We start from the raw sequence: 24188 nt of genomic DNA, 5'->3' as shown, positions 1-24188 counted from the left end.
AATAGACTTAAATGCTGCTCAGATCTTGTTGACCAACGATGGTCATGATTTCAACAGTAGCATTATTTATTTTGTAATAAATACTATCTGATCCAAAAACACATCGTCTATAGCCTTTTTTAATATGATCTACAGACTCAAACGAAAAGGGTTGTTGAGCAATAATATCAAAATATTCAAAGAAGGTTTCAAAGTAGTGATCTGCTTGTAAAAGCCCAAACTTTTGAACGCCATAATGATGTATTCTTATCAAATCATCTTTTGCAACACGACTTAATTTATAATTAGCCATTAAGTAAAGACTTGGATTCTGCTAATATTTCTGCTTTCGACTTATTGGTGAATCCACTACTTTCAGCCTTTTCGAGCTTAGCGCGAATCCAGTCGATTTGAACTTGCTGGTGTCTAGCCTGGCGAATCAAATCATTGATGAGCTCACTCTTACTCGAGTACTCATTACTCTTTACCTGATCTTTTAACCAGTCGTCATTTGGTTCTGTCAATGAAATACTTTGTCTGCTCATGATTAATTATTTGGTGCAAAATTACACCAAATATACATCGAATTACCAAGGTTTAAAAATTCTGAGAAGAAAGGACTAATTTGCTACAAGTCCTTCAGTGGAAACTGAACACCCCAGACGAGTGAAAAGATAAACGGGAAAGTTTAAGCTAACAGGTAAAACTCTTAAAGCCTTACGACATCAAAATCCGAATAAAAAACTCTACATAATTACACTCTGATAAAGAAGAGGTAATCTGTTCAAAAAACTGTAACTTTGCAGCTTTTAAAATTTGAAGATTACTCAATATGAAAGCAGGAATTGTAGGCTTACCCAACGTAGGAAAATCGACTTTATTTAACTCGCTCTCCAATGCAAAAGCGCAGAGCGCCAATTTTCCGTTTTGTACGATAGAGCCCAACATCGGGGTGGTGAACGTCCCAGATCCACGATTGGAAAAGCTGGAATCTTTGGTGAATCCAGAGCGTGTAGTCCCTGCAACTGTGGAGATTGTAGATATTGCCGGTCTTGTAAAAGGGGCTAGTAAAGGAGAAGGACTGGGTAATCAATTCCTTGGAAACATAAGAGAAACCGATGCGATTTTACACGTATTGCGATGTTTTGATGACGATAATGTGGTGCACGTGGATGGAAACATCGACCCGATTCGGGATAAGGAAACCATAGATATCGAATTGCAATTGAAAGATTTGGAATCGGTAGAGAAGAAGATGGAAAAAACCAAGCGAGCAGCTAAAACCGGAAATAAAGAGGCACAGCGTGAAATGAGCGTACTGGAAACTTTGAAAACTGGTTTAGAAAGTGGAACTTCTGTTCGTGCGTTAACATTTTCTGACGAAGATCGGGCAGATTTTGTTAAGCCTATGCAATTTATCACCGATAAACCAGTGATGTACGTCTGTAACGTGGATGAAGGCTCTGCTGTAAAGGGAAATACGCATGTAGATCGCGTAAGAGAAGCGGTAAAGGATGAAAATGCAGAAGTATTGGTATTGGCAGTTGGCATTGAAGCAGATATTGCAGAATTAGACGATTATGAGGAACGACAAATGTTTTTAGAGGATATTGGTCTAGAAGAACCAGGTGCCGGAAAATTAATTCGTTCGGCTTATCGATTGCTGAATCAGCAGACTTATTTTACGGCTGGGAAAAAAGAAGTAAGGGCCTGGACTGTAAAAGTGGGAGCAACGGCTCCTCAGGCAGCTGGTGTGATTCACACCGATTTTGAGCGCGGATTTATTCGTGCAGAAGTTATAAAATACGATGATTTTGTAAGCTACGGCAGTGAAGCTAAAGTCCGTGATGCAGGGAAACTCAATGTAGAAGGTAAAGAATATATCGTGCAGGATGGTGACATCATGAATTTTAGGTTTAATGTTTAGAATAGACATTAGCGACTAGTGACTGGTAATTAGTTTTTAGTGAATAGTGAACTTGTCGGATAATAAAAACCGATAACTGATAACAGCTCTTTCGGTTTGAGCTAGCTTAGGGTTAACCTATCAATTCATAATTTATAATGTAACGCCCTATGGCCAATCCAATAAAATCACAGGAAGAGATTTTGCAAAAGCTGAATATTCAGCTGCTTAATCCAATGCAGGAAGAAGCGATTCCTCTGATTGAACAACATGATAATACTTTATTGTTATCTCCCACGGGAACAGGAAAAACGCTGGCTTTTTCGTTGCCCTTACTAGATATGTTGAATCCTGAATCTGAAGAGGTTCAAGCCCTTATATTAGTACCTTCCAGAGAACTGGCTATTCAAATTGAGCAGGTAATTCGTTCGATGGGTTCAGGCTATAAAGTCAATGCCGTGTATGGAGGACGGCCTGTATCTAAGGATAAAATTGAAATTAAGCATAACCCAGCTATTCTGATTGGTACTCCAGGTCGAATTTTAGATCACTTTAACCTTGAACGATTCTCAAAAGCAAGTATCAAAACGCTTATTTTGGATGAGTTTGATAAGTCACTGGAAGTCGGTTTTGAAGAGGATATGAAATCAATTTTAGATCAGCTTCCCAATCTCGAGAAACGTATACTAACCTCTGCGACTCAGAGTGTAAAAATCCCAGGATTTGTTGGATTAGCTCAACCTACGATTGTTAATTACCTGGATCAAAAGCTAAACCCCAAGCTAAGCCTCAAAACGGTGAGTTCTCCTTCTCCAAATAAATTGGATACACTGGTGGAGCTCATTCAGCATCTAGGAAACCAGCAAGGCATTGTGTTTTGTAATCTAAGAAACAGTATACAAGAGGTGAGTGATTATTTGAGTCATCATGAGATCAGTCATTTCTGTTTTTTTGGGACGATGGAGCAAAAAGATAGAGAGCAGGCTTTGATCAAATTCAGAAATGGCAGTTCACAACTTTTGGTAGCTACCGATCTTGCTGCAAGAGGAATCGACATCCCAGAGCTGCAATTTATCATTCATTACGAATTGCCGATTCACGAAGAAGAATTTATCCATAGAAATGGGAGAACTGCGCGAGTGAATGCTAAGGGAACAGCCTATCTGCTTCAAAGTAAAGGTCAATCCCTACCAGACTTTATAAAAGGAGCTCAAGAGGCTAACATCTCCACAAAAGCATCCCTTAAACCCAGGTATTGGAAAACCTTGTTCATTTCAGGAGGAAGACGAGATAAAATTTCTAAGGGAGACATCGCTGGCTTATTTTTTAAACAGGGAAAACTCAATAAAGATCAGCTTGGAAGGATTGAACTGAAACCAGACTGTGCCTTCGTGGCTGTACCTTCAAGTTTAGCCGAAGCCTTAGTCGCTGATTTAAACAACTCCAGATTAAAGACTAAAAAAGTACGTATCAGAGTATTAGAATGATAAGTATTTCTGAACTTTTATTATTAAGAGTCAAAAAGTAAAATGGTTAAAGACTCTTTAATGATCTTAATTTTAAATTCATAATTATTAATTAAAGCTATTGCGTCGATATTATTTATTTTTCGACTACACGACTACACGACTACACGACTACACGACTACAGAAAATTCATAACTGTTAACCGAAGACTACCTCCAAACTATTCCCTTATCTTTGTATTCAATTCATTTAGTATATGGCTCGACCTCGCGAGAAAAAAGCAAGTTTCTCTTCTTTAAAATATGTTCCACGCTTTTTATCTAAAGTTTATCATACGCATCCTGGACTATTTATTGCCAATGTGCTACTGAGACTTTTAAAATCTTTGATCCCTATTGCCTTGTTATGGGTAGGGAAGGAAATCATCGATGAAGTGATTTTCCAGGTCGATTTGGAGACTAAAGATCTAACTCGTCTATACTGGCTTATCGGTATTGAATTAGGATTGGCCATACTCAGTGATGTATTCAACAGGTTAATCGGTCTAACCGATGGACTTCTTGGCGATTTATATTCTAATGCATCGTCTATAGAATTGATTCAAAAAACAGCTAAAGTGGAATTAGCCAGCTTAGAAGACTCTGAGTTTTACGATAAACTGGAACGTGCTCGTCAACAAACCACCAGTCGAGTTTCCTTGATGTCTAATGTCTTGTCTCAGATTCAGGACATTATCACTATTATTTCTCTGATCTCAGGATTGATATATTTTTACCCGATATTGATTGTTCTGTTGGTGATTTCTATCATTCCCTCCTTTATCAATGAGCTGAAATACAGTCAGTCGACCTATTCATTGCAAAAAAGCTGGACGCCGGAGCGTCGGGAATTGGATTATATGCGAATGATTGGCGCAAGTGACATAACCGCTAAAGAAATTAAGTTGTTTGGTCTGGCTGATTTTATAAGCAACACTTTTAAGCGCATTTCTGATAAATATTACAAGGCCAATAAGCGTCTATCGATAAATAAAAGTTTGTGGGGCGGCACCTTTCACATTTTTGGCGATTTGGCTTATTATGGTGCTTACGTCTTTATCGTTCTTAAAGCCGTTGCAGGATTAGTAACTATAGGGGATCTTACGTTTCTTGCTGGATCTTTTAGTCGACTTCGGGGACAGTTGCAAACCGTTTTTTCAAGATTCTCCAACATCACGCAAAGTGCGATGTATCTTCAGGATTACTTTGAATTTATTGATATGGATTTCAGTGGTGATCATCCGGAGCAGTATCTTGAAGCGCCTCAAGAATTCAAGCAAAGTATTGTATTTAAAAATGTAAGCTTTCGCTATCCACAGTCAGAGAAAAACGTACTGAATAACATTTCTTTCGAATTGATTAAAGGAGAAAAGTTAGCTTTAGTAGGGGAAAACGGAGCAGGTAAAACTACACTGATTAAGCTTTTACTCAGATTGTATGAACCTACTAGCGGTGAAATTTTAATGGATGGTGTTCCTGTTCATAAGTATAGGAAACAAGACTATCAAAAAATGCTTGGTGCTATTTTTCAGGATTTTGTGAAGTATTACCTCACTGCTAAAATCAACATTGCCGTTGGAAATATTGAAGAAGAACAAAATCTGGATAAAATTAAAAATGCAGCGGTACAAAGTCTTGCTAATGACGTCATAGAGCGTTTACCTGAAGGCTATGAGCAGGGTCTAGGTCGACGGTTTAGAAAAGGAGCAGAGCTCTCTGGAGGACAGTGGCAAAAAATAGCACTCGCCAGAGCTTATATGTCTGATGCGCCTATCATTATTTTAGACGAGCCTACCTCAGCCTTAGACGCCAGAGCGGAGTCTGAAGTCTTTCAGCGATTCATCGCTCTTACCGAGGATCGCACCAGCATCATTATTTCACACCGCTTTTCCACCGTTAGGATGGCCGATCGTATTTTGGTCTTACAGGGTGGTGAAATTCTAGAAATCGGAACCCACGAGGAATTATTAGCTTCTCCTCAGTTGTATGCAGAATTGTATGAGTTGCAAGCTGAAGGCTATAGATAATATTACTTCGTAATCATTGGTTTGAGGACGTCCCAGACATTTTCAGCGACAATCTGATGTCCTTCAACGTTAGGATGTATGCCATCATTTTGATTTAATTCTTCAATACCACCAACGTCTTTCAAGATAAATGGGATAAATTCAATGTTATTTTTTGAAGCTAATTCAGAAAAGACCTGCTTAAAGTCACTTGTATAATCCTGCCCCATATTGGGTGGCAGCTGCATCCCAGCTAATATGATTTGCGTCGAAGGGCTTTTAGTTTGCACCTTATCGATTATGGATTGTAAATTCGATCGGGTTTCGCTTATGGCAACTCCGCGTAGTCCATCATTAGCCCCTAATTCTAAAAGAAAAATATCCACTTCCTGGTTGAGGACCCATGAAATTCTGCTTTTTCCACCGGCAGTTGTTTCTCCGCTCAATCCTGAATTGATCACTGTGTAATTGAGTCCAAGCGAATCTATCTTTTGCTGTAGTAAATTCGGATAGGCATCTTTAGTGTCTTCCAGTCCATAGCCAGCAGTAATGCTGTCTCCAAAACATAAAATGGTTTTGGTATCTTCTTTAGATTCTTCAGTGTTGGATTCCTTTTGGTTATTTATAGGTTCTGAAGACTTAGGTTTTTCATTTTTAGATTCACCGCAAGACAAGAGCAGCAAACAACATGTAAAATAACAAAACTTTATGAGGCTCTTCGAGGTGTAAGCTTTTGAGATTGAGAAGGATTGATTACTTTGAAACTTTAGCATAAGTTAAGTTTAAATTGAGAAAACAATGCCCAATATATTAAAGATTACTGGTCTGGAAAAGACCTATAACAGTGGAAGCAAAGAATTAACAGTTTTAAAAAATATCAATTTTGAAATTCAGAAGGGAGAAACCTTTTCTATCATAGGTCCCTCAGGTAGCGGAAAAACGACTTTACTCGGACTTTGTGCCGGACTCGATCAGCCCAGTGCTGGTCAGGTAGAATTATGCGGTCAAAATCTATCAGATCTCAATGAAGATCAGCGTGCTCAACTTAGAAATAAAGAAGTAGGGTTTATCTTTCAGAACTTTCAACTTTTACCAACTCTGAGCGCCTTAGAAAACGTAAGTGTGCCTCTGGAGCTTCAAGGCAATCCGCAAGCCGAAGCAAAAAGTAAAGCTCTTTTGGAAAAAGTAGGCTTAGGAAGCCGCCTGGATCATTATCCTTCACAATTGTCTGGTGGAGAGCAACAGCGTGTCGCTTTAGCTCGTGCATTTTCCAATGCGCCTTCCATTTTATTTGCTGATGAGCCTACGGGAAATTTAGATGAAGAGACAGGCAATAAAGTCATCGAGCTCTTATTTGAATTGAATAGAGAAGCGGGGACAACCCTAGTCATTATTTCTCATGATTTGGAACTCGCCAGAAAAACTCAGCATATTCTTCGTCTTAAAGGCGGACAAATTTTAACTGAGGAATCTTCAATCGCTCATTAAGCCAGAGAATTTTATGAAACAGACGACGAAATGGTTGTTCAAAATGGCCTGGCGTGATGCCAGAGCCAGCCGCGTAAGACTTTTTTTATTTATGGCTTCCATCGTTTTAGGTATCGCTGCGGTGGTATCTATTCAGCTTTTTGGAACCAATCTCAAGGATAATATTCAGAAACAATCCAAAGCCTTGATGGGTGCCGATTATATTATTGATAGTGACGATCTGCCCAACGAACGCGCACAGGAAATTATTGATTCTCTTCAACCTCAAGCTTCAGAAGTAAATTTTGTGTCGATGGTAGCCTTCCCTAAAAACGGTAACACCAAATTAGTTAAGGTAAGAGGTCTGGAAGGAGAGTTTCCATTTTATGGAAGTATCGACACTGAACCGAAATCGGCTGCAGAAGTCTATCAGAAGCAAGGAGGAGCGCTGGTTGATGCCACACTGATGCTTCAATTTGACATTCAGCCAGGAGATTCGATTAAGATAGGGGAGTTGACACTTCCCATTGCAGGTGCTTTAAAAGCTATACCCGGTAGTACAGCGATTTCAACATCAGTAGCTCCACCAGTGCTCATGCCCAGAAATCTTATTGATCAGACCGAATTAATTCAATTTGGAAGCCGAAAAGAATATCAATATTTCTTTAAAGTTTCAGACAGTCTGGATTTAGAAGCCTTTGAAGACCAAATAGATCCGCAGCTGGATGCGGAAGAAGCCGACTTGGACACGCACACCAGCACCAGCCAGCGTTTGGGTCGACGCTATGAAAATGTAGGTAATTTCCTGAATTTAGCTGCTTTTATTGCTTTATTATTGGGTTGTATTGGGATTGCTAGCTCCGTACATATTTACATCAAAGAAAAATTGAAGTCCATTGCCGTTTTAAAATGCATGGGCGCCTCTCGACGACAGAGCTTTATCATTTTTCTCCTGCAAATCGCTGGCATTGGCTTTATCGGGGGGCTTATTGGTTCTATAATTGGGGTCGGGCTTCAGAAGCTTTTCCCTATTATTTTGCAAGAATTTTTGCCCTTCGACGTAGAAATTTCAATAGCCTTTGCACCCATCCTGATGGGAGTTATTTTAGGGGTATTGATGTCGGTGTTATTTGCTTTATTACCCTTATTAAGCACCTGGTACGTTTCCCCTTTGGAAGTTTTAAGAGTTACTGAAAATAAGCTGCCTCAGCCTCAAAAGGCTCGAATATTAGTCTTTAGTACCATTCTTGTTTTTCTGTATTTCTTTTCATTCTGGCTGTTGGACGATGCCTTATATGCTTTAGGTTTTATAGGTGGTACTTTGGTTACCTTTTCCATTTTGGCAGGAATTGCAATCGGAGTGATGAATCTTATTCGGAACTATTTCCCTAAGGGCTTTGGATACACCACGCGTCAAAGTTTACTTAATTTATTTCGTCCTAACAATCAAACGGTGGTTTTAGTCGTGACCATAGGCCTGGGGACTTTCCTTATCAGTACTCTATATTTTACGAAAGATATTTTACTAGAGAAAACCAATGTGGAGCAATCGACTCAAAACGCCAACTTAATCTTACTGGATATCCAGTCGGATCAGCGTGATGCAGTGGCTGAAACTCTAACTGAGAATGAAGCTCCAATTTTAGACAATATTCCCATTGTGACCATGCGTGTGCAGCAAATCAATGACAAGACAGCAAATGCAATTCGTAAAGACACCACCAGTACCATCAGGGGATGGGTCCTGAATCATGAATTTAGAACCACTTACCGGGATCAGCTTACAGATTCAGAAGAAGTTGTAAAAGGAGAGTGGGTTTCGACCTTTTCAGAGGGAGAAACAGTGCCTATTTCTATCTCAGAAAACTTTGCTGAAGATGCCAAAGTGGGAGTAGGTGATGCCTTGGTTTTTAATGTTCAGGGCGTTTTAAAAAAGACTCAGGTTAAAAGTATACGTAAAATTGACTGGGGCGCTTTAAAGCCTAATTTCAATATTCTTTTTCCCTCGGGTGTACTGGAAAAGGCACCGCAGTTTGATGTAATCACGACCGCTGTGGCTAATGAAGAAGCCTCTGCAAACCTACAGAGAGATTTAGTCGCTGCATTCCCTAACCTTACGGTAATCGATTTGAGACAGGTTTACAGCATAATCGAAGATATTCTGAATAAAGTGTCCTGGGTGATCAATTTCATGGCCTTTTTTAGTATTCTAACGGGTATTATCGTTTTAATTGGATCGGTAAGGACCAGCAAATACCAGCGTATAAAAGAGAGTGTGCTTTTACGAACACTCGGCGCTAAAAATACTCAGATCTTAAAAATATCAGCCTTGGAGTATGTCTTCTTGGGACTGCTGGGAAGTCTGGTAGGTATTGTTTTGGCTCTGGTGAGTAGTTTATGCCTGGCTTTATTTGTGTTTGAACAGGCCTTTGTTCCATCCTGGATTCCCTTTGGTATGTTCCTGCCTGGAATTAGCCTTTTAGTGGTTTTGATTGGTCTGAGCAACATCCAAAGCGTGCTTAGAAGCTCACCACTTGAGGTGCTTAGGAAGGAAGCCTAAGGTGTAATGAGTCAAATTGTAATTATTGATTCTCTGTATACTTTGTGCCTTCTTGGTGAATTTGATCGGTGTAAATTATAAATTTATTTACCACAAAGTCACAAAGTGCACGGAGAGAAAACGAGCTTTTGATTAAAAACTCGGTGTTCTTTGTGCCTCTGTGGTGAGTTTATATGTATTAACGAAATGGTTAATTAATTAAAAATTTTATTGTTGATAAATTCGTAAATTGAGTATTCTTTTCCAATATTTTCAATTGTACGTGAAAATGATCTTGCTACGAAAATTATAGGTGCGGCTATAGAAGTTCACAGACAACTTGGTCCAGGACTTTTGGAGAGTACTTACGAAACCTGTTTAGCATATGAACTTAAGGAATTGGGGTTAAAAGTCGAACAACAACTCGCATTGCCAGTTGTTTATAAAAATGTCAAGCTCAATGCGGGCTATAGAATTGATATTTTGGTAGACCAAAAAGTTATTATAGAAATTAAAAGTATTGAGGCACTTACTGATATTCATACAGCTCAATTGCTGACTTATTTAAAATTAAAAGATCTGAAATTAGGATTACTAATAAATTTCAACGAGGTACTGCTCAAAAACGGACTAAAAAGAATTTTAAATGGGTATTTGTAATTTTAATTCTCAGTGTTCTTTGTGCCTCCGTGCTGGTACAAACTTCATCAATTATTAGACTAATACTAGGTTTAAATTATTTAATCTCTAACTTTTATCGGTTTCAGTTGGATTAGACCCAAAGCATCCAGGATTTTTATGATCAAGTAAGTCACATCGATTTCATACCAGTTCTCTCCAAAATTGGCTCGACTTGCGTGTTTATGGTGATTGTTATGATAGCCTTCACCCATCATTAAAAAGTCAAATCTAAACAGGTTTTTACTGGTGTTTTTCATTTGGTGATTCACATAACCAAAAATATGTCCAAACCAGTTGATGATTACCCCATGAATAGGCGCCATCAAAAACGTAATTGGCAATAAAACCCATTCCCACCAGGTGGTAGCGAAAAAAGCAAAAAACGTAATGTAAGCCATCACCCATAACAAACGTGATATTCTAGAACTTGCAAATAAATCGAAGGACTTCCATTGTGGCACATTTCTGGTAAATTTCGGATCAACAGCAACTGCCTGCGTATTGATCTGGTGATAAATCTTTTTGGTTTTCCACATCATCGCAAATAAGTTGGCATCGTAAGCAGGGGAGTGGGGGTCTTTCTCCGTATCGGTATAAGCGTGATGCATGCGGTGCATGATCCCGTAGCCATATGCACTTAAATAGCTTGGTCCCTGAAATATCCAAGTAAGGACGTAAGTGACACGCTCCATAGGTTTTGACATGCTAAACACCTGATGAGCGGCATAGCGGTGTAAAAAGAAAGACTGAAAAAACAAACCTCCGTACCACAAGGTCAGAACGAAAAGAATAATCCACATAGCTTTTTTCTTTGCAAAGGTAGCGGGCGATTCATACCGAAACAATGAACCCAAATCAATAAATGAGGGCTTACAATCGCTTACGAATACGACTTAAGGCCTGTGAAGTCACGCCGATATAGGAACTGATATATTTGAGTGGAACTTCCTTTAATAGTTCGGGACGTTGCTTAAACAAATTGAGATAACGCTCTTCAGCCGACAGGTGAAGCAGATCCTGCTCACGCCTGGATTTAATTAAAAAAAGCCGTTCAGCGGTAAGTCGACCAATTAAATTACCGATTTTAGTTTTGGCGTACACCAGTTGCAAATCTTCATAAGTGATACTCATCATCGTTGTAGGCGTAAGGGTTTCAAGCTCATAAGCCGAAGGATTTTGAGTTAAAAACGAATCGTAAGCACTCACAAACTCATTCTTAAAACAAAATCCAAAAGTGATTTCTTTCTCGGGATCTTCTTTGGGTATATAAAGCCGAACCGTTCCTTGTTGGATAAATGAAATATGGTTTTCGACCTGGTTAAGCTCCAGTAATTTTGATTTTTTAGGGAAGGAGCGAGGCTGGAGTTTAGAAGTGAAATAGGCCCAATCCTCTGGTGAAATGTCAACGAGTTGCTCTAAATACGCTTTGATTTGTTCCAATAGTAAGTGCCTTAATTATAAACACGAATATAAAAGAACCCAGACTATAGTCGTAACTTGTTAACAAATTTACTGCATTGTTTGAGGTTATTTCATTTCACCACAAACCTACCTGCGTTTCACTTAGGAAGGCAGGGTTTCAAACGACTAAAAATTCTTCTATTTTACATTGTGGATAGTATTTAGAGTTATCTGATGCTATAACTCAGCGCACTCTTCGCCTTTGCCATACATTGAATTTAATGTTTGGTTCGATTTAACAACTCTTGAAATACTTAATATATAATATTAACCGCAAACCTGCCTGCGTTTCACACAGGAAGGCAGGGATGCTAAGATCGCAAAGAAAACTATGTGTTCTCCGTGTCTCTGTGGTGAATACTAGGAACTGTAACTCAAAAGTGAAATGCATGGGGAAGATCAGCAGTGTATTTTCCTCTGCGCTCTCTGCGTCTCTGCGGTGAGCAAAAAAACTACAACTGAATTTAAGCTCAGCTTAGTAAACGTTTGTGACTGAGTCGCTAACTTAGTAACTCACTTAAAATTTGAGGATTATGAACCTAACTAAAGCATTTTATATACTCTCACTACTTATTTTATTGCCATTAACCGCCTGCCAAAGTCAAAGCCAGTCGGATGAGGCTGTATACGAGTACAAACCAGGAGATTACTCAGGCATTGGTAAATGGTATATGGGTCGTGAGATTTCCCATGTGATGGGCTATCAGGGTATGAACTGGCTCGAACGTTCAGATCGCGAACAGGAAGAAAACACCAGTACACTTTTAGACAATATGAATTTTCAATCAACTGATGTAGTGGCCGATATCGGCGCCGGTTCGGGTTATCATGTGTTTAAAATAGCTCCTCAGGTAAAAGAAGGAAAAGTCTACGCTGTAGACATACAGCCGGAAATGCTTCAGGCCATGAAAGACAAAAAGAAGAAACAAGGAGTTGAAAATGTGGAATTGATTCGGGGGACAGAACAAAGTGCTCAACTTCCTGAAAACACGGTTGATAAGGTTCTGATGGTGGATGTGTACCACGAATTTGAGTATCCGGTAGAAATGATGGCTTCCATCAAAAAAGGTTTAAACTCTGACGGAAAAGTTTATTTAATCGAATACAGAGCCGAAGATCCACAAGTACCCATTAAACGTTTACATAAAATGAGCGAAGCTCAAGCGGTAAAAGAAATGAAGGCTGCAGGATTTACCTTAATTGAAAACATTGATAATTTGCCCTGGCAGCATTGTATGGTTTTTGGAAAGGAGTGAATTTGCTTAAAGGGAGTTATATCTGTAACGATGTAATGGTAAAATTCTAAGAGTTCTACACGTAACGTTCTAAAGTAGATTATTCTGTCTCATAATTTATATTATGTAAAATAGAAATATTTAGAATTTGTATTGTATCATCACATATCATTTTATATTCGTTTCTAAATATAGTCCTATCCTCCTTTAGCTATTAATCGATTGGCGATTTCTGTAAGCTTCAGATCCACTGCTTCATTAGCTATATAACTTAAGGCATCGGCTTCCAGGCGTTGTAAATTTTTGAAGCTGGCATTATCCATAGCACTGTCTGCTGTGATCACTTTAGGCTCCAGTCTGTAATACGCCGATTTATCGGTTGGTTCTAAACCATCAAAGATTTGAGTTAAGTGATAATCTGTACTCACAGAACTTCCGCACATCATAATGTCAATCACGGGTTTGATCCATTCCAGCTGTCCCCAGTTTTTTACTTTTTTATACTCGTAAGACTTACTTTTACTGCCAGTCCCAATCGACACAATCATCATGTCCTTAGCCGTTGGTTTGGTGGGCATGCCCTGAAATTCCATATTATGAACTTCAGAATAGGCTACCATGGCAGGATTGTTGGCAAATAAACCACCATCGACCAATGGAAATGCTGCTCCTGTTTGATTTTCAATACAGGCAGCTTCAAAATATGTAGGTGCTGCAGAGGTCGCCCTTGCGACGTCCTTGAGTTGAAAATTATAAATGTTTTTGTTTGATTTATGCTGTTTAAAGAAGTGTGGCCTTCCTTGTTGGACATTATAAGCACTGATGATACAAGGCTTTATCAAGTCGCTGAGCCAGTATTCCTGAAAGGTGTCCTGTAAAGCCTTTTCTAATTCTTGTTCGTCGTATTTTTCATCAGCGATGCCAAATCCACTACTGAGTTTCTGCCAGAGATTGACATCAAAAATGTCTTTTCCGCGTTGTAAATACAAGTCCACAGACTGCTTTGCGGTTAATAAAGGTCTTCCACTTTGGTCTGGTATTAAATACGAAAGCGTCAGAATTCCACCGGTACTGGTGCCCGCAAAGAAATCAAAGTAATCGGCCAGCTTTGCAGATTTATTGTTGCTAAATTTTTGAAGCTTCTCCTCCAGTCGGCATAAAATCACCCCAGGCAAAATACCCCGAATGCCACCGCCGTCTATCGAAAGGATTCTTATTTTACTCATTACTAAAAATCTTTAAGGTCTTCGTAAAATCCACTGACTCTTTTGGCAATGCTTACGCCGACATCGCCAATCTCTTTGATTTGCTGGATTAGCTCTGCTTTTTTCATGTTTTCTCTGGAAGCTTCTTCCACCAGTTTCACCAACACATTATAGGTTTTGAGGTCTGTGGTGTCTGGTGTGATCTCATTGATCTCCGCTCTTGAGAGTCCGTTAAGCTCCTCTACCTCCCTGGCGTATAATCCATCGAAGGCTGCATCGGCTTCATCAAATAATCGTTTTAATCTGTTGCTCATAGGATTAGGTTTTATCGGTTAGTCAAACGTTTGATTTCTTCTATTAAAGCATTGATTTGGCTTCTGGCATCTTCAGCTTCAACATCAATGGCTTTACCTTTGGTGATGATTTGATCCAGAACCTCTGAGGCTCTTAGCAGGTTTTGGTCCACCTCTGCTCTATCAATGCCAATGATCGATAAGGACTCGGTTTGAGCTTGTTTCACATCCTTTACAGAGGCCAAATAACCAGTGAGTGTGGCATTGGCAGCTATAGCATTGTCGTAAGAGTTGGTAAGAGCGCTGACGAGTTCTAATCGTTCGCTTTTAATAGGTTGCAGCAATTCAGCACGTTTCTTAGCGATTTGCTGGGTGGCATAGGTTTGAAAGTCGACCATGGCCTTTAAAGCTTTTTCAGTATCGTCCTGAGTAGCTTCTGGTCTGGAAGCGCGTTCTAAAGTGCTAATTATCGAAGGCTCATTAGCTTCAAAACTATCAAATTCACGTTCCAATACAAATTGAATAATAAACGGGCTGTAGACTTCATCTATAAATCGATCGATTTTAGATTCTAAGTTCGTGTAATAAATGTTGATGGTACTGAGATGCGAACGTTTCAATTCTTTCAAATCCTCACCTAAAGTTTTGGATAAGACCAGAGTTTCGTGGGGTATGCTCACGCATGAAGTCAATATCGCCAGCATAAAAATGCACAGATATCTCATAATCAATAGACTTAGGATGATTATAAAGATAACTCATTTTGTGCAATACTCTAGTAATCAAACTCATAAATAAGTTGATTTTTTTAGTATTTAGTCTTTTGGCGGTCAATTAATGATTTAAAATCAATCGAACACGATGAGAAGTGAGTTTCTTCTCCTTAAGAAATCAATCTTCAGTGTTCATACTAATATTTCCATCGTAACGAATGGGGAATCGCTGAGCGCTATTGATATTGATCGTGCCAGAAAAGCCTGGAAATAGCGTGACAGTGACCCGATAAGTTTCAACCCCTTCTCCCTTAATATTGAATTTGAGCTGATATTGGCTTTCTTTTTTAACCAGATTGAGGTCTTTAGCAATCCCTTCAAAGTTGATACCCGTATCAGAATTAAATCCACCGCCCATTTGGCGTTCTCCAAAATAAGGAAGATTAGCCACCACACTATCCCCTTTGAATTCGAAGCGAGTAGAAAAACCACTTAGATTAATCCTTGAAGCATTATCGCCTGGCATAAAAAAGCCTGCATTGTCGAGTTGATTAAGACTATTGGTAACTAATGGTCTGGCAAACTGAAGATCGAATTCAAATTGCCTTTCTTCTACAAGTTGATCTAACTGTTTAATCTCTTCGTCTGAAGCTATTTTAGATGTACCACAGGAGATCAGAACACTGCTACTGACGAGTAGTGTTAAGACTAAGGAAAACAAGGATCTAATATTCATAATTCTATGTTTTAATACTTTAGACCAACTTTAATGCCAAATCATATTTAGCCTACATTAATTATTCCATCCTTAATTTTAGAAATCACAGCCTGAGCAGCTGATTCACCATTAAGCATCGCTGCGTTTAAAGAACCGTTGGCTAAGTGGTCTCCAGCTAAAAAGATTTGATCTTTCAACTGTGTTTCCGATTTCGGCAACATATAATTTACAGATTGCATGATCGGTAAGGCTTTTTTAATATGGTAAAACTTAATAAACTCAAGAGTTTCTATATCAACGTGATCTTTTAAATCTTTAGTGATTCTGGTTTTAAGTTCTTCCTGAGACAAGTCATGTGGTTTGACAACACTTACTGAGAGTAAATGCTCTTTGGCATGAGGTTCACTTACATAATAGAAGTTATTCACCAATGCCTCTTCCTCAGAAATAAGACCAATCATAGGTTCACTAAAAGCTCGATTTTTTACGGTAACATAAAAATTGTCGACACTTTTCCAGGTGGAATGCTGATTTTTAAGATTGGAGATGAGATGTGAGGCTTCCGTCGCAATTATGACATAATCGTAATGTTTGGTGCTTTCATCTTTAAAAGTAACCTTCTGGTCCTGAATGGATTTAACCGGTGAATTAAAGTGAAACTTCGTGTGCTTGAGTTGAGCCATTAATTGATTAGGAATTGCCTGAATGCCCTTTTTAGGTATGCTTGCACTCCCCTCTCCAAACATTTTATAGACAAACTCAAATTTTCTGGAAGAGGTCTTTAATTCGTGTTCTAAAAAAATACCAGTGAAAAAAGGCTTGAAGAAATTATGAATGATCTCATCCGAGAAGCCATAATCTTTTAAATACTGATGCGTTGTTTTTTCTTCAGCCAAAAAAATATCATCAAAGCTTTTCTTTTTCAATTCTGTATTCAGCTTCAGTACCTTTAATTTATCGGCAATGCTACCGATTTTTGAAGTTAGGGTTGGCCACAGTAAACTTAACTGCCTTAAGGGATCTCCGATTTTATCCTGATTTTTATTCTTGTAGATAATAGCTCCAGGGTAAAACTTTTGTAACTCGAGCAGATCGTAATCTAGATATTTCTTTGTTGCAGGATACTGGGTAAGGAGAACCTGAAAACCATGATCAAAACTATAGCCTTCTCGATAGTCAGTTTTGACACGACCTCCTACCCGATCTGTAGCTTCAAAAATGTCTGGTTTAAATCCTGCGTTTTCTAAGTTGATTGCAGCCACAAGTCCACTTAACCCCGCTCCAATTATTGCAATTTTATGTTCCGGCATTGTAATTTTTCTTTTGCTTCAAGGTCGCTAATCTTGTACTATTTAAACCTCAAAATATTCCTAAATGTTTCTGAACCCTTCGATTAATGATTATTTTAGAAAAAAAATTAATAGTAATCATGAGCAACAAAGATATGGGAGTTATCGCCAAAAATAGAAATGAATTAAAACTATATTATCATCCAGATAATAGAATAGCTAAACAAAGCATAGCGGTTGCAGAAGCAACTAAAGCAGAAAAAGTACTAATCAATCTAGCTGAAGTGAAATTGACAGAAACCCAGTGGGGAGAGATCTCAAGATTACTTGATAAAAACCCATCAGATCTGATCAATAACGATCACCCATTTATAAAAGAAAAGCTGAGTGATCATCCTAAACTCGATGAAAATCAGGCTTTAAAAATTCTAGTACGAGATCCGCAGGTCTTAAAGCATTCCATAGCCATGCGGGGTAAAAAGGTGATTGAAGTCAAGGGCATTAACGATCTGATGAAGCTACAGGAAATGGATTCTAAGGATGCTAAGCTTCCATAATAAAATTTATTTTATATAATAAAAAAGCGCTCTGGTGAGCGCTTTTTTAATGTTCTAAGGTTCTAGCTTAAAGCTTTTCTTTAAAATCATTGATGATACCACCTTTTACGAGCACATTGATCTGGCGATCACTCAAGGAGTGCTTCGCTTTGATGCTATGAGTACTGCCGTCTGGCTTATGAATAACGACCTTGATATCTTCTTTAGATTTCACCGAGTTAACTACGTCTTTTAATTCTACTTCATCGCCTTGATCAAATTTATCATAATCGGCCTCTTCTATAAATTCGAGTGGCAATATTCCAAAATTAACTAGATTCTGCCAGGCTATTCTGGCGTAGCTTTTAGCCAGAACTGCGACTTGACCCAGATATTTTGGAGCTAAAGCTGCGTGTTCCCGACTGGATCCCTGGGCGTAATTATGGGCCGCTACCACAACATGTCCACCATGAGAATCTTTACTTTCCATGGCTCTATCGTAGAAAGTTTTATCTATCACGGTAAACGAATACTTACTGATTTCAGGGAGGTTACTTCTAAACGGCAACACCTCTGCTCCTGCTTTTAAAATTTCATCGGTAGATATGTTATCTCCCATTTTTAGGAGAATTGGAACCTTGTAAGTATGCCCAAGCTCAGGTATTTCTGGTAAGGTTTTGATGTTTGGTCCCTTTTCTAAGTTGACTTCCTGATTGTTTTCAACTGGAGCTATAAGCATATCGGTGTTGATGATTTCATAAGTTGGATATTCAAACTTTGGATAGCTCATATTGAATTCTTTCTCTAGATCTCTGGGGTCAGTAATCTTGCCCATTAAAGCTGATGCTGCTGCAGTTTCCGGACTGCATAAATACACCTGATCGTCTTTGGTTCCACTTCGGTCTGGGAAATTACGGGGCATGGTTCTTAAACTGATAGTGCCACTGGCTGGGGCCTGACCCATACCAATACAGCCCATACAACCCGATTGGTGAAACCTGGCCCCAGACTTAATCAGATTCCCAAAGGTTTTATTTTCGATCATATTTTGCATGATTTGCCTTGAGGTAGGGTTGATATCAAAACTTACTTCCGGGCTTACACTTTTATCTTTTACAATGGCACTGGCCACCCAAAAATCACGTAACCCAGGATTGGCAGAAGAACCTATCACCACCTGGCTAATTTCTTTACCAGCTACTTCACTTACTGACACTACATTACCAGGGCTTGTAGGTAAGGCTATAAGAGGGACCAAATCATCTAAAATAATCTCTTCATGAAAATCATAATCACAACCTTCATCGGCTAGTAGCTCACTCCAGTCTGCTTCGCGCTCCTGAGACTTTAAAAAGCGTTTGGTTTCATGATCACTTGGAAACACAGTCGTTGTTGCTCCAAGTTCTGCTCCCATATTGGCGATAACATGGCGGTCCATAGCACTCAATTCATTTAAACCATCTCCATAATATTCGATGATTTTTCCAACCCCGCCCTTTACATCGTGTCGTCTTAGCATTTCCAGAACCACATCTTTGGCACTGACCCAATCTGGTAATTTTCCGGTGAGTTTTACGCCCATTACCTTTGGCATTTTTACAAAATAAGGCTGTCCTGCAATGGCTGCCGCCACATCTAGACCTCCAGTTCCAATAGCAAGCATTCCCAGTGATCCAGCAGCACAGGTATGCGAATCTGAACCTACCATCGTTTTACCAGGTTTCCCAAAACGCTCCATATGGACAGGGTGACTTACACCATTCCCTGGTCGACTAAACCATAATCCAAACCGCTGCGCTGCTGATTTTAAAAATTTATGATCATCTGCGTTTTTAAAGTCCGTTTGGAGTAAGTTATGATCTACATATTGAACCGCCACTTCAGTTTTAGCTCGATCTAGTCCCATAGCTTCAAGTTCTAGCTGGACCAAAGTACCCGTTGCATCCTGAAGCAAAGCTTGATCAATTTTTAACCCTATCTCCTCACCTGGCGTCATTTTTCCTTCTATGAGATGAGATTCTATCAATTTTTGAGTTACATTTTTAGCCATCATTATGCTTTTAGATTAGAACTTTTAAAGTACTAATATTAAAACAATTCAAAATAAAATTAACAAAGATTAAACTCTTATAAGGCCTTGGATTCTCTTACTGAAATCCATTACTTTTGAAAAAAAACATCATGCATATTCACAACCTAAGTCAATCCAATTCAGTACTCAATCATTTTTTACATCAAATTCGTGATGAGACCATTCAGAAAGACAGAATGAAATTTAGACGTAATATTGAACGTATTGGCGAAGTATTGTGTTACGAAATGAGTAAAACTCTCAATTACAAATCACATGAGTTTGAAACTCCACTTAGTCCATCTGCTTCTGAAATTGTAGATGAAGACCTTGTGATTTGTTCTATTTTAAGGGCGGGCATTCCTTTACATAACGGGATTCTAAATTATTTTGATGAGGCGGATAGCGCTTATGTATCTGCCTATAGACAGCAGGCTGAGTCTGGCGCTGATGAAGAGTTCGATATTGTTGTAGAATACCTCTCTTCTCCAAGCTTGGAAGGTAAAACTCTCCTATTAGCAGATCCTATGCTGGCCACTGGCTTATCGATGTTGCATGTATTAAAGGCTTTAGAAAAATTAGGTAAGCCTAAATCTACTCACATCCTCTCTGTAGTTGGCGCTCAAGCAGGAGTAGGTCTTATTGATCAATACTTGCCAGACCATGCTCACTTATGGATTGCTGATATTGATGATGATCTAAATGAAAAGGGCTATATCATGCCAGGTTTGGGAGATGCAGGAGATTTAGCATTTGGAAAAAAATTGTAGTTTATTTTGAAAATATTTTTACATTTATCTTAAAACTAACTACTTATGACTAAAATTGCTACAATTACAGTTTTATTTGCAGTATTATTAACTTCATGTGTCTCTAAAAAGCAACTGAACCAAGTTGAAAATCAAAAAACAGCTCTTGAGAAAGAACTTTCTGAGCTGAAATCTGAAAAAGAGTCTTGTAACGAAAGCTACATGCAACTTGAAAGTGAAGTCACCTCCTACAAGCAAAAAATTGCTGAGCTTCAGGGGAGTTCTGAAAACAGGATCGAACTGACTAACAGTGGCCAGTTAGTTTCAGAATCAGCAAAAGCAAATTTAAGAAGAGTCTTTTCTAAGATGCCTGCAGAACAACGCTCTCAGGCCATGACTCTGGAAGATTCTATTAATCTAGCAGTAGCATATAATATCAAATCTAATTTGCTTAAGCAAATGAAAGATGAGGATAGAGTTGCCGATGCTGCCATCAATGTTAAGGTTTTAGATCCTGTCGTTAGAATCACTCTTACCGATCAGGTACTGTTTAAAAGCGGAAGCTATTGGGTAGATAAAAAGGCCTATAATTTACTGGCTAGGATTGCAGAAGTCATCAATTCTGAACCCAATATGGATGTTAGAGTTGAAGGTCATGCCGATGATATGAAAATTGCGGAATCTTCTTACATTGTAGACAACTGGGATTTGAGTATTAGAAGGGCTGCTTCTGTAGTAAGAACTCTGGAAGATAAATTTCAGGTTGGAGGAGATCGTTTAATCGCCTCTGGTCGTTCGCATTTTATGCCAGTGGCTGATAATTCTACGGCAGAAGGTCGAGCAAAAAATAGAAGAACAACCATTCTTTTGCTTCCTAAAGTTGAGAGATATATGGAAATCTTAAAAAAGTAAAACTCTTAAACTCTCAAAATCAAAAAAGCCTGCCTAGTTGATCTAAGCAGGCTTTTTCTTTGCAACAAACTTAACTCTAGTTGCTATAAACTTTTTCAAATAATTCAGTCATATTCTCCCAAGATTTTTCGGATGCTTCCTTATCATAAGCTAATGGTAAATCGTGTTTTTTAGCTAAGCTATCAGCATCTTTGTTAGTGAATGAATGCTTTACACCATCGAAAGCTATATATTCATAATCTGCATTCACGGCTTCTAATTGATTTTTAAATGCTTTTTCCTGTTCATCGGTAATCATCATATCCTCAGCACCGTTTTGGATTAAAAGTTTGGCCTTTAATTTTTCACTTGGCATAACAGGAAGACCTAATCCACTATGAAAGACTGCCACTGCATCTAAATCAACACCAGCATTAGCCATAGACAAGGCTACACTTCCGCCAAAGCAAAAACCTACGGCAGATATTTGATCTGGATTAACATTTTTATCAGCTTTAAGAGTTTCTACAGCAGCCATAAAACGTTGCTTTGCCGTGTCAAAATTTTTCATCACATTACTGGAAAATGCCATAGCTTCATCAGGATGATTTGCTTGCTTACCTTCTCCATACATGTCTACCGCTAAGGCAACGTAACCCATTTCTGCCAACTCATCGGCTTTTTCTCTGGCAAACTCATCGTGACCCCACCATTCATGAACGACGATAATCCCAGGTCTTTTCTGGTCAATCAATTCATTGTGAGCGATATAACCTCTCAAAACAGTAGAATCTGATTTATAGGAGATTTCCTTTCCTATGATTTCAACTTCTTCGGTCTGGATTTGCTCCACTTGTTTCGTGGAAGCCTTTTCTCCTTCAGATTTACAACTTAATAGCGAAATTGCTATGAATAAAAAACTTAAACTTTTCAATCCGTTCATATTAATTATTTTCTAATTTAGATTTAGGGTTATCGAGACGGATCCACATTTTATCTTCATTGAGTTTGAAACTCCCTTTGAATTTAAAATTACATTCATTGGGAGAGATTATAGATAAAAATATAGTTCCACTTTTTTTCTCATAAAGATGATAAACTTCACCTACAATGGGTTCAAAACTAAATTCTGCACTATATATAAGGTTGTTATACTCGTATTGAGCAATTAGCTTTTCATATTTAGATCTTAACTCATCATATTCAGTTTTGATCTGATGATTTACCTTACTCACATTTGAGTTTTTCCAACCGGTTAAATCTGTCGATGTGATTTTGGGAGCCGCAGAATTCGTTGCATAAGGTAATAAACTGGCATCGTATTTTCCAGTGTCTTCATTATACACAACCTGATCTGGCTTTTTTGAATTTTCTCCCATAATTATTAAATATGAGACGAAATTAAATTCTATTCTTTCAATTTACCTCTTCGCTAAGGTTAAAATTCCTTTAAAATGCTGAATTTGTTGTAGATAAAATTGGGATTGGAATTCTAAATTCTACCTTTGCACAGAATTAACAACGAAATCTAATTAATTAGAAATCAATAATTTAAAATTATGAGTCAAGTTAAAGAAAAAGACACCGTAAAAGTTCATTACACTGGAAAATTAGCCTCTACAGGTCAAGTCTTCGATAGTTCTTTAGAAAGAGAACCTATTGAATTTACATTAGGTGAAGGAACTATTATTCCAGGATTTGAAACTGGTGTACTTAATATGAAAGAAGCAGAAAAGAAAACCATAGAAATCCCTAAAGAAGAGGCTTACGGAGAAGTAAGAAAAGAGCTTTTCCAGCAAGTAGGTAAAGATCAACTTCCTGAAGAAATTAAGCCAGAAGTTGGAATGGGATTAGTTTCTCAAAATCCTGACGGAACTGAGCGTCAATTAAGAGTTGCAGAAGTAAATGATGACCATATTGTAGTAGATGCTAACCATCCGCTTGCTGGTCATGATTTGACTTTCGAATTAGAATTAGTCGAAATCAAAAGCTAATTTAGTTATATAGTATCAAAAAAAGTCACTTTAACGAGTGGCTTTTTTTATGCATTAATTTTAATAATATTTAAACTTGTTCACAGCCGTATAGCTATTTTTGCCTCATGAAATTAACATTACAACTAGCTGCAGTTTATAATATACTTTGGGGAGCCTGGGTGGTTATTTTCCCCAATCATTTTTTTCAACTTGTAGGTATGGAACTTCCTACCCAGCCCATGATTTGGCAAGGTATGGGGATGGTGATTGGAGTTTACGGTCTAGGCTATTGGTGGGCTTCTTACGATCCCTTAAGGCATTGGCCCATAGTGGCAGTAGGTTTCCTTGGCAAACTATTTGGACCACTGGGTTTCGTGTTCAATTATGTTGAAGGAAAAGTGCCTTTCGAATTTTTTTACACTTTGATTACCAATGATTTTGTGTGGTGGATCCCCTTCTTTTTGATTCTGAAAAAGGTACATCAAGAGTACAACTGGAAACTAACTGAATAATGCAAAGTTTACTGGATCACATCACAACGCTTCGATTAGTTATTGATTTTGGATTGGTCGTCCTTATTTGGATGGTGCAACTCATTGTTTACCCTGGGTTTTTATTTTATCAAGAAAAGGACCTCATTACATGGCATAAAGTTTATACTCCTAGAATAACAATAATAGTGGCTCCGCTTATGTTTATTCAGGCAGCAGTGGCCTTATATCTTGTAATCATAGAGTTTTCTCTACTACATTTAATTTACACCCTATTGGTGGTTTCTATCTGGATAAGTACATTTCTATTTTTTGTGCCCTTACATCAAAATATTGAAAGTCAAAAACACATCGAAGTTTCCGCAGAAAAGCTTAGTCGTGGGAATTTATACAGGGCTTTTCAATGGACAGTAGTGTTCATTTTTGGATTAAGCTTTCTATCTTCTTAAGATTTTTATAAAAAACTAAGATTTAAAC

The 24188-nt window shown here is 38.3% G+C and carries 26 protein-coding genes; 13 read left to right on the top strand and 13 right to left on the bottom strand.

Translation table 11 applies throughout. The features are described from left to right. Positions 1-7: 7 nt before the first annotated feature. On the bottom strand, positions 8-292 hold the full coding sequence (locus F598_RS0109060) for a type II toxin-antitoxin system RelE/ParE family toxin (RefSeq protein WP_019038731.1): 285 nt from the start codon (positions 290-292) through the stop codon (positions 8-10). Continuing rightward, complete coding sequence (locus F598_RS0109055; RefSeq protein ID WP_019038730.1) at positions 285-524, bottom strand: ribbon-helix-helix domain-containing protein; 240 nt, start codon at positions 522-524, stop codon at positions 285-287. Before F598_RS0109055 ends, F598_RS0109060 begins: the two co-directional genes overlap by 8 nt. A 287-nt stretch (positions 525-811) precedes the next feature. Here F598_RS0109055 and ychF point away from each other — a divergent pair, with 287 nt between their 5' ends. The 3 genes from ychF (at position 812) to F598_RS0109040 (ending at position 5417) form a co-directional block, all read left to right on the top strand. Beyond that, positions 812-1906 (top strand): redox-regulated ATPase YchF, encoded by a 1095-nt coding sequence (gene ychF / locus F598_RS0109050; protein ID WP_019038729.1) that lies wholly within the window; start codon positions 812-814, stop codon positions 1904-1906. A 149-nt stretch (positions 1907-2055) separates the two neighbouring features. Further along, positions 2056-3372, top strand: coding sequence for a DEAD/DEAH box helicase (locus F598_RS0109045; protein WP_019038728.1), 1317 nt, complete (start codon positions 2056-2058; stop codon positions 3370-3372). Between the two features lie 236 nt (positions 3373-3608). Beyond that, positions 3609-5417, top strand: coding sequence for an ABC transporter ATP-binding protein (locus tag F598_RS0109040; RefSeq protein WP_019038727.1), 1809 nt, complete (start codon positions 3609-3611; stop codon positions 5415-5417). A gap of 2 nt (positions 5418-5419) precedes the next feature. Here the strand turns inward: F598_RS0109040 and F598_RS0109035 are convergent, their stop codons facing one another. Further along, positions 5420-6169, bottom strand: a complete 750-nt coding sequence (locus F598_RS0109035; RefSeq protein ID WP_026302623.1) for an arylesterase — start codon at positions 6167-6169, stop codon at positions 5420-5422. Positions 6170-6194: 25 nt separating this feature from the next. Here F598_RS0109035 and F598_RS0109030 point away from each other — a divergent pair, with 25 nt between their 5' ends. From F598_RS0109030 to F598_RS0109020, 3 genes are all read left to right on the top strand, one after another. Further along, positions 6195-6884, top strand: a complete 690-nt coding sequence (locus F598_RS0109030; protein WP_019038725.1) for an ABC transporter ATP-binding protein — start codon at positions 6195-6197, stop codon at positions 6882-6884. A 43-nt stretch (positions 6885-6927) separates the two neighbouring features. Further along, positions 6928-9423: an ABC transporter permease gene (locus tag F598_RS0109025; RefSeq protein ID WP_019038724.1), complete on the top strand. Its 2496-nt coding sequence runs from the start codon at positions 6928-6930 to the stop codon at positions 9421-9423. A 228-nt stretch (positions 9424-9651) separates the two neighbouring features. Beyond that, entirely contained in the window at positions 9652-10062 is a 411-nt protein-coding gene (locus F598_RS0109020; RefSeq protein ID WP_342661934.1) for a GxxExxY protein, read from the top strand. Between the two features lie 80 nt (positions 10063-10142). Here the strand turns inward: F598_RS0109020 and F598_RS0109015 are convergent, their stop codons facing one another. Further along, complete coding sequence (locus F598_RS0109015) at positions 10143-10883, bottom strand: acyl-CoA desaturase (RefSeq protein ID WP_019038722.1); 741 nt, start codon at positions 10881-10883, stop codon at positions 10143-10145. A 70-nt stretch (positions 10884-10953) separates the two neighbouring features. After that, the gene (locus tag F598_RS0109010) at positions 10954-11523 is read right to left on the bottom strand and encodes a Crp/Fnr family transcriptional regulator (RefSeq protein ID WP_019038721.1); all 570 of its coding nucleotides are present in this window, start codon (positions 11521-11523) and stop codon (positions 10954-10956) included. Positions 11524-12077: 554 nt separating this feature from the next. Between F598_RS0109010 and F598_RS0109005 the strand changes: the two genes are divergently transcribed. Next, on the top strand, positions 12078-12800 hold the full coding sequence (locus F598_RS0109005; protein WP_019038720.1) for a class I SAM-dependent methyltransferase: 723 nt from the start codon (positions 12078-12080) through the stop codon (positions 12798-12800). A 176-nt stretch (positions 12801-12976) separates the two neighbouring features. On the opposite strand, the gene F598_RS0109000 is transcribed toward F598_RS0109005, so the two are convergent. From F598_RS0109000 to F598_RS0108980, 5 genes are all read right to left on the bottom strand, one after another. After that, positions 12977-14005, bottom strand: a complete 1029-nt coding sequence (locus tag F598_RS0109000) for a patatin-like phospholipase family protein (RefSeq protein ID WP_019038719.1) — start codon at positions 14003-14005, stop codon at positions 12977-12979. Positions 14006-14007: 2 nt separating this feature from the next. Further along, a complete protein-coding gene (locus F598_RS0108995) occupies positions 14008-14298 on the bottom strand; it encodes a hypothetical protein (protein ID WP_019038718.1) in 291 nt (96 codons plus the stop codon). Positions 14299-14309: 11 nt separating this feature from the next. Further along, a complete protein-coding gene (locus F598_RS0108990) occupies positions 14310-15002 on the bottom strand; it encodes a hypothetical protein (protein ID WP_026302620.1) in 693 nt (230 codons plus the stop codon). A 166-nt stretch (positions 15003-15168) separates the two neighbouring features. Continuing rightward, entirely contained in the window at positions 15169-15726 is a 558-nt protein-coding gene (locus F598_RS0108985; protein WP_019038716.1) for a DUF4251 domain-containing protein, read from the bottom strand. A gap of 47 nt (positions 15727-15773) precedes the next feature. Continuing rightward, complete coding sequence (locus F598_RS0108980) at positions 15774-17018, bottom strand: NAD(P)/FAD-dependent oxidoreductase (RefSeq protein WP_019038715.1); 1245 nt, start codon at positions 17016-17018, stop codon at positions 15774-15776. Positions 17019-17137: 119 nt separating this feature from the next. Here F598_RS0108980 and F598_RS0108975 point away from each other — a divergent pair, with 119 nt between their 5' ends. Further along, positions 17138-17554 carry a thioredoxin domain-containing protein gene (locus F598_RS0108975; RefSeq protein WP_157594981.1) on the top strand — a complete coding sequence of 139 codons (417 nt, stop codon included), beginning with the start codon at positions 17138-17140 and terminating at the stop codon, positions 17552-17554. Between the two features lie 67 nt (positions 17555-17621). On the opposite strand, the gene F598_RS0108970 is transcribed toward F598_RS0108975, so the two are convergent. Further along, complete coding sequence (locus tag F598_RS0108970; RefSeq protein ID WP_019038713.1) at positions 17622-19586, bottom strand: aconitate hydratase; 1965 nt, start codon at positions 19584-19586, stop codon at positions 17622-17624. A 128-nt stretch (positions 19587-19714) separates the two neighbouring features. On the opposite strand from F598_RS0108970, the gene upp reads away from it, so the two are divergent. Beyond that, a complete protein-coding gene (gene upp / locus F598_RS0108965; RefSeq protein WP_019038712.1) occupies positions 19715-20374 on the top strand; it encodes a uracil phosphoribosyltransferase in 660 nt (219 codons plus the stop codon). A 45-nt stretch (positions 20375-20419) separates the two neighbouring features. Next, on the top strand, positions 20420-21265 hold the full coding sequence (locus F598_RS0108960) for an OmpA/MotB family protein (protein ID WP_019038711.1): 846 nt from the start codon (positions 20420-20422) through the stop codon (positions 21263-21265). A gap of 76 nt (positions 21266-21341) precedes the next feature. On the opposite strand, the gene F598_RS0108955 is transcribed toward F598_RS0108960, so the two are convergent. Beyond that, on the bottom strand, positions 21342-22187 hold the full coding sequence (locus tag F598_RS0108955; RefSeq protein WP_019038710.1) for a dienelactone hydrolase family protein: 846 nt from the start codon (positions 22185-22187) through the stop codon (positions 21342-21344). A 1-nt stretch (position 22188) separates the two neighbouring features. After that, complete coding sequence (locus tag F598_RS0108950) at positions 22189-22623, bottom strand: DUF2452 domain-containing protein (RefSeq protein WP_019038709.1); 435 nt, start codon at positions 22621-22623, stop codon at positions 22189-22191. 180 nt (positions 22624-22803) lie between these two features. Between F598_RS0108950 and F598_RS0108945 the strand changes: the two genes are divergently transcribed. The 3 genes from F598_RS0108945 to F598_RS0108935 all read left to right on the top strand — a co-directional run bounded on the left by F598_RS0108945 (position 22804) and on the right by F598_RS0108935 (position 24160). After that, complete coding sequence (locus F598_RS0108945; RefSeq protein WP_019038708.1) at positions 22804-23238, top strand: FKBP-type peptidyl-prolyl cis-trans isomerase; 435 nt, start codon at positions 22804-22806, stop codon at positions 23236-23238. 107 nt (positions 23239-23345) lie between these two features. Then, positions 23346-23732, top strand: coding sequence for a hypothetical protein (locus F598_RS0108940; protein WP_019038707.1), 387 nt, complete (start codon positions 23346-23348; stop codon positions 23730-23732). Continuing rightward, on the top strand, positions 23732-24160 hold the full coding sequence (locus F598_RS0108935) for a hypothetical protein (protein ID WP_033408481.1): 429 nt from the start codon (positions 23732-23734) through the stop codon (positions 24158-24160). The genes F598_RS0108940 and F598_RS0108935 overlap by 1 nt, the downstream gene beginning before the upstream one ends. Positions 24161-24188: the final 28 nt, after the last annotated feature.

The organism is Psychroflexus tropicus DSM 15496 (genome assembly GCF_000378765.1).
In the GTDB taxonomy this organism is placed as follows: Bacteria; Bacteroidota; Bacteroidia; order Flavobacteriales; family Flavobacteriaceae; genus Psychroflexus; species Psychroflexus tropicus.
This window is presented reverse-complemented; position numbering and strand designations above follow the sequence as displayed.

Coding starts and splice junctions, on each gene's coding strand:
- F598_RS0109060 (WP_019038731.1), bottom strand. CDS start 292: ATGGCTAATTATAAATTAAGTCGTGTTGCAAAAGATGATTTGATAAGA.
- F598_RS0109055 (WP_019038730.1), bottom strand. CDS start 524: ATGAGCAGACAAAGTATTTCATTGACAGAACCAAATGACGACTGGTTA.
- ychF (WP_019038729.1), top strand. CDS start 812: ATGAAAGCAGGAATTGTAGGCTTACCCAACGTAGGAAAATCGACTTTA.
- F598_RS0109045 (WP_019038728.1), top strand. CDS start 2,056: ATGGCCAATCCAATAAAATCACAGGAAGAGATTTTGCAAAAGCTGAAT.
- F598_RS0109040 (WP_019038727.1), top strand. CDS start 3,609: ATGGCTCGACCTCGCGAGAAAAAAGCAAGTTTCTCTTCTTTAAAATAT.
- F598_RS0109035 (WP_026302623.1), bottom strand. CDS start 6,169: ATGCTAAAGTTTCAAAGTAATCAATCCTTCTCAATCTCAAAAGCTTAC.
- F598_RS0109030 (WP_019038725.1), top strand. CDS start 6,195: ATGCCCAATATATTAAAGATTACTGGTCTGGAAAAGACCTATAACAGT.
- F598_RS0109025 (WP_019038724.1), top strand. CDS start 6,928: ATGGCCTGGCGTGATGCCAGAGCCAGCCGCGTAAGACTTTTTTTATTT.
- F598_RS0109015 (WP_019038722.1), bottom strand. CDS start 10,883: ATGTGGATTATTCTTTTCGTTCTGACCTTGTGGTACGGAGGTTTGTTT.
- F598_RS0109005 (WP_019038720.1), top strand. CDS start 12,078: ATGAACCTAACTAAAGCATTTTATATACTCTCACTACTTATTTTATTG.
- F598_RS0109000 (WP_019038719.1), bottom strand. CDS start 14,005: ATGAGTAAAATAAGAATCCTTTCGATAGACGGCGGTGGCATTCGGGGT.
- F598_RS0108995 (WP_019038718.1), bottom strand. CDS start 14,298: ATGAGCAACAGATTAAAACGATTATTTGATGAAGCCGATGCAGCCTTC.
- F598_RS0108990 (WP_026302620.1), bottom strand. CDS start 15,002: ATGAGATATCTGTGCATTTTTATGCTGGCGATATTGACTTCATGCGTG.
- F598_RS0108985 (WP_019038716.1), bottom strand. CDS start 15,726: ATGAATATTAGATCCTTGTTTTCCTTAGTCTTAACACTACTCGTCAGT.
- F598_RS0108980 (WP_019038715.1), bottom strand. CDS start 17,018: ATGCCGGAACATAAAATTGCAATAATTGGAGCGGGGTTAAGTGGACTT.
- F598_RS0108975 (WP_157594981.1), top strand. CDS start 17,138: ATGAGCAACAAAGATATGGGAGTTATCGCCAAAAATAGAAATGAATTA.
- F598_RS0108970 (WP_019038713.1), bottom strand. CDS start 19,586: ATGATGGCTAAAAATGTAACTCAAAAATTGATAGAATCTCATCTCATA.
- upp (WP_019038712.1), top strand. CDS start 19,715: ATGCATATTCACAACCTAAGTCAATCCAATTCAGTACTCAATCATTTT.
- F598_RS0108960 (WP_019038711.1), top strand. CDS start 20,420: ATGACTAAAATTGCTACAATTACAGTTTTATTTGCAGTATTATTAACT.
- F598_RS0108955 (WP_019038710.1), bottom strand. CDS start 22,187: ATGAACGGATTGAAAAGTTTAAGTTTTTTATTCATAGCAATTTCGCTA.
- F598_RS0108950 (WP_019038709.1), bottom strand. CDS start 22,623: ATGGGAGAAAATTCAAAAAAGCCAGATCAGGTTGTGTATAATGAAGAC.
- F598_RS0108945 (WP_019038708.1), top strand. CDS start 22,804: ATGAGTCAAGTTAAAGAAAAAGACACCGTAAAAGTTCATTACACTGGA.
- F598_RS0108940 (WP_019038707.1), top strand. CDS start 23,346: ATGAAATTAACATTACAACTAGCTGCAGTTTATAATATACTTTGGGGA.
- F598_RS0108935 (WP_033408481.1), top strand. CDS start 23,732: ATGCAAAGTTTACTGGATCACATCACAACGCTTCGATTAGTTATTGAT.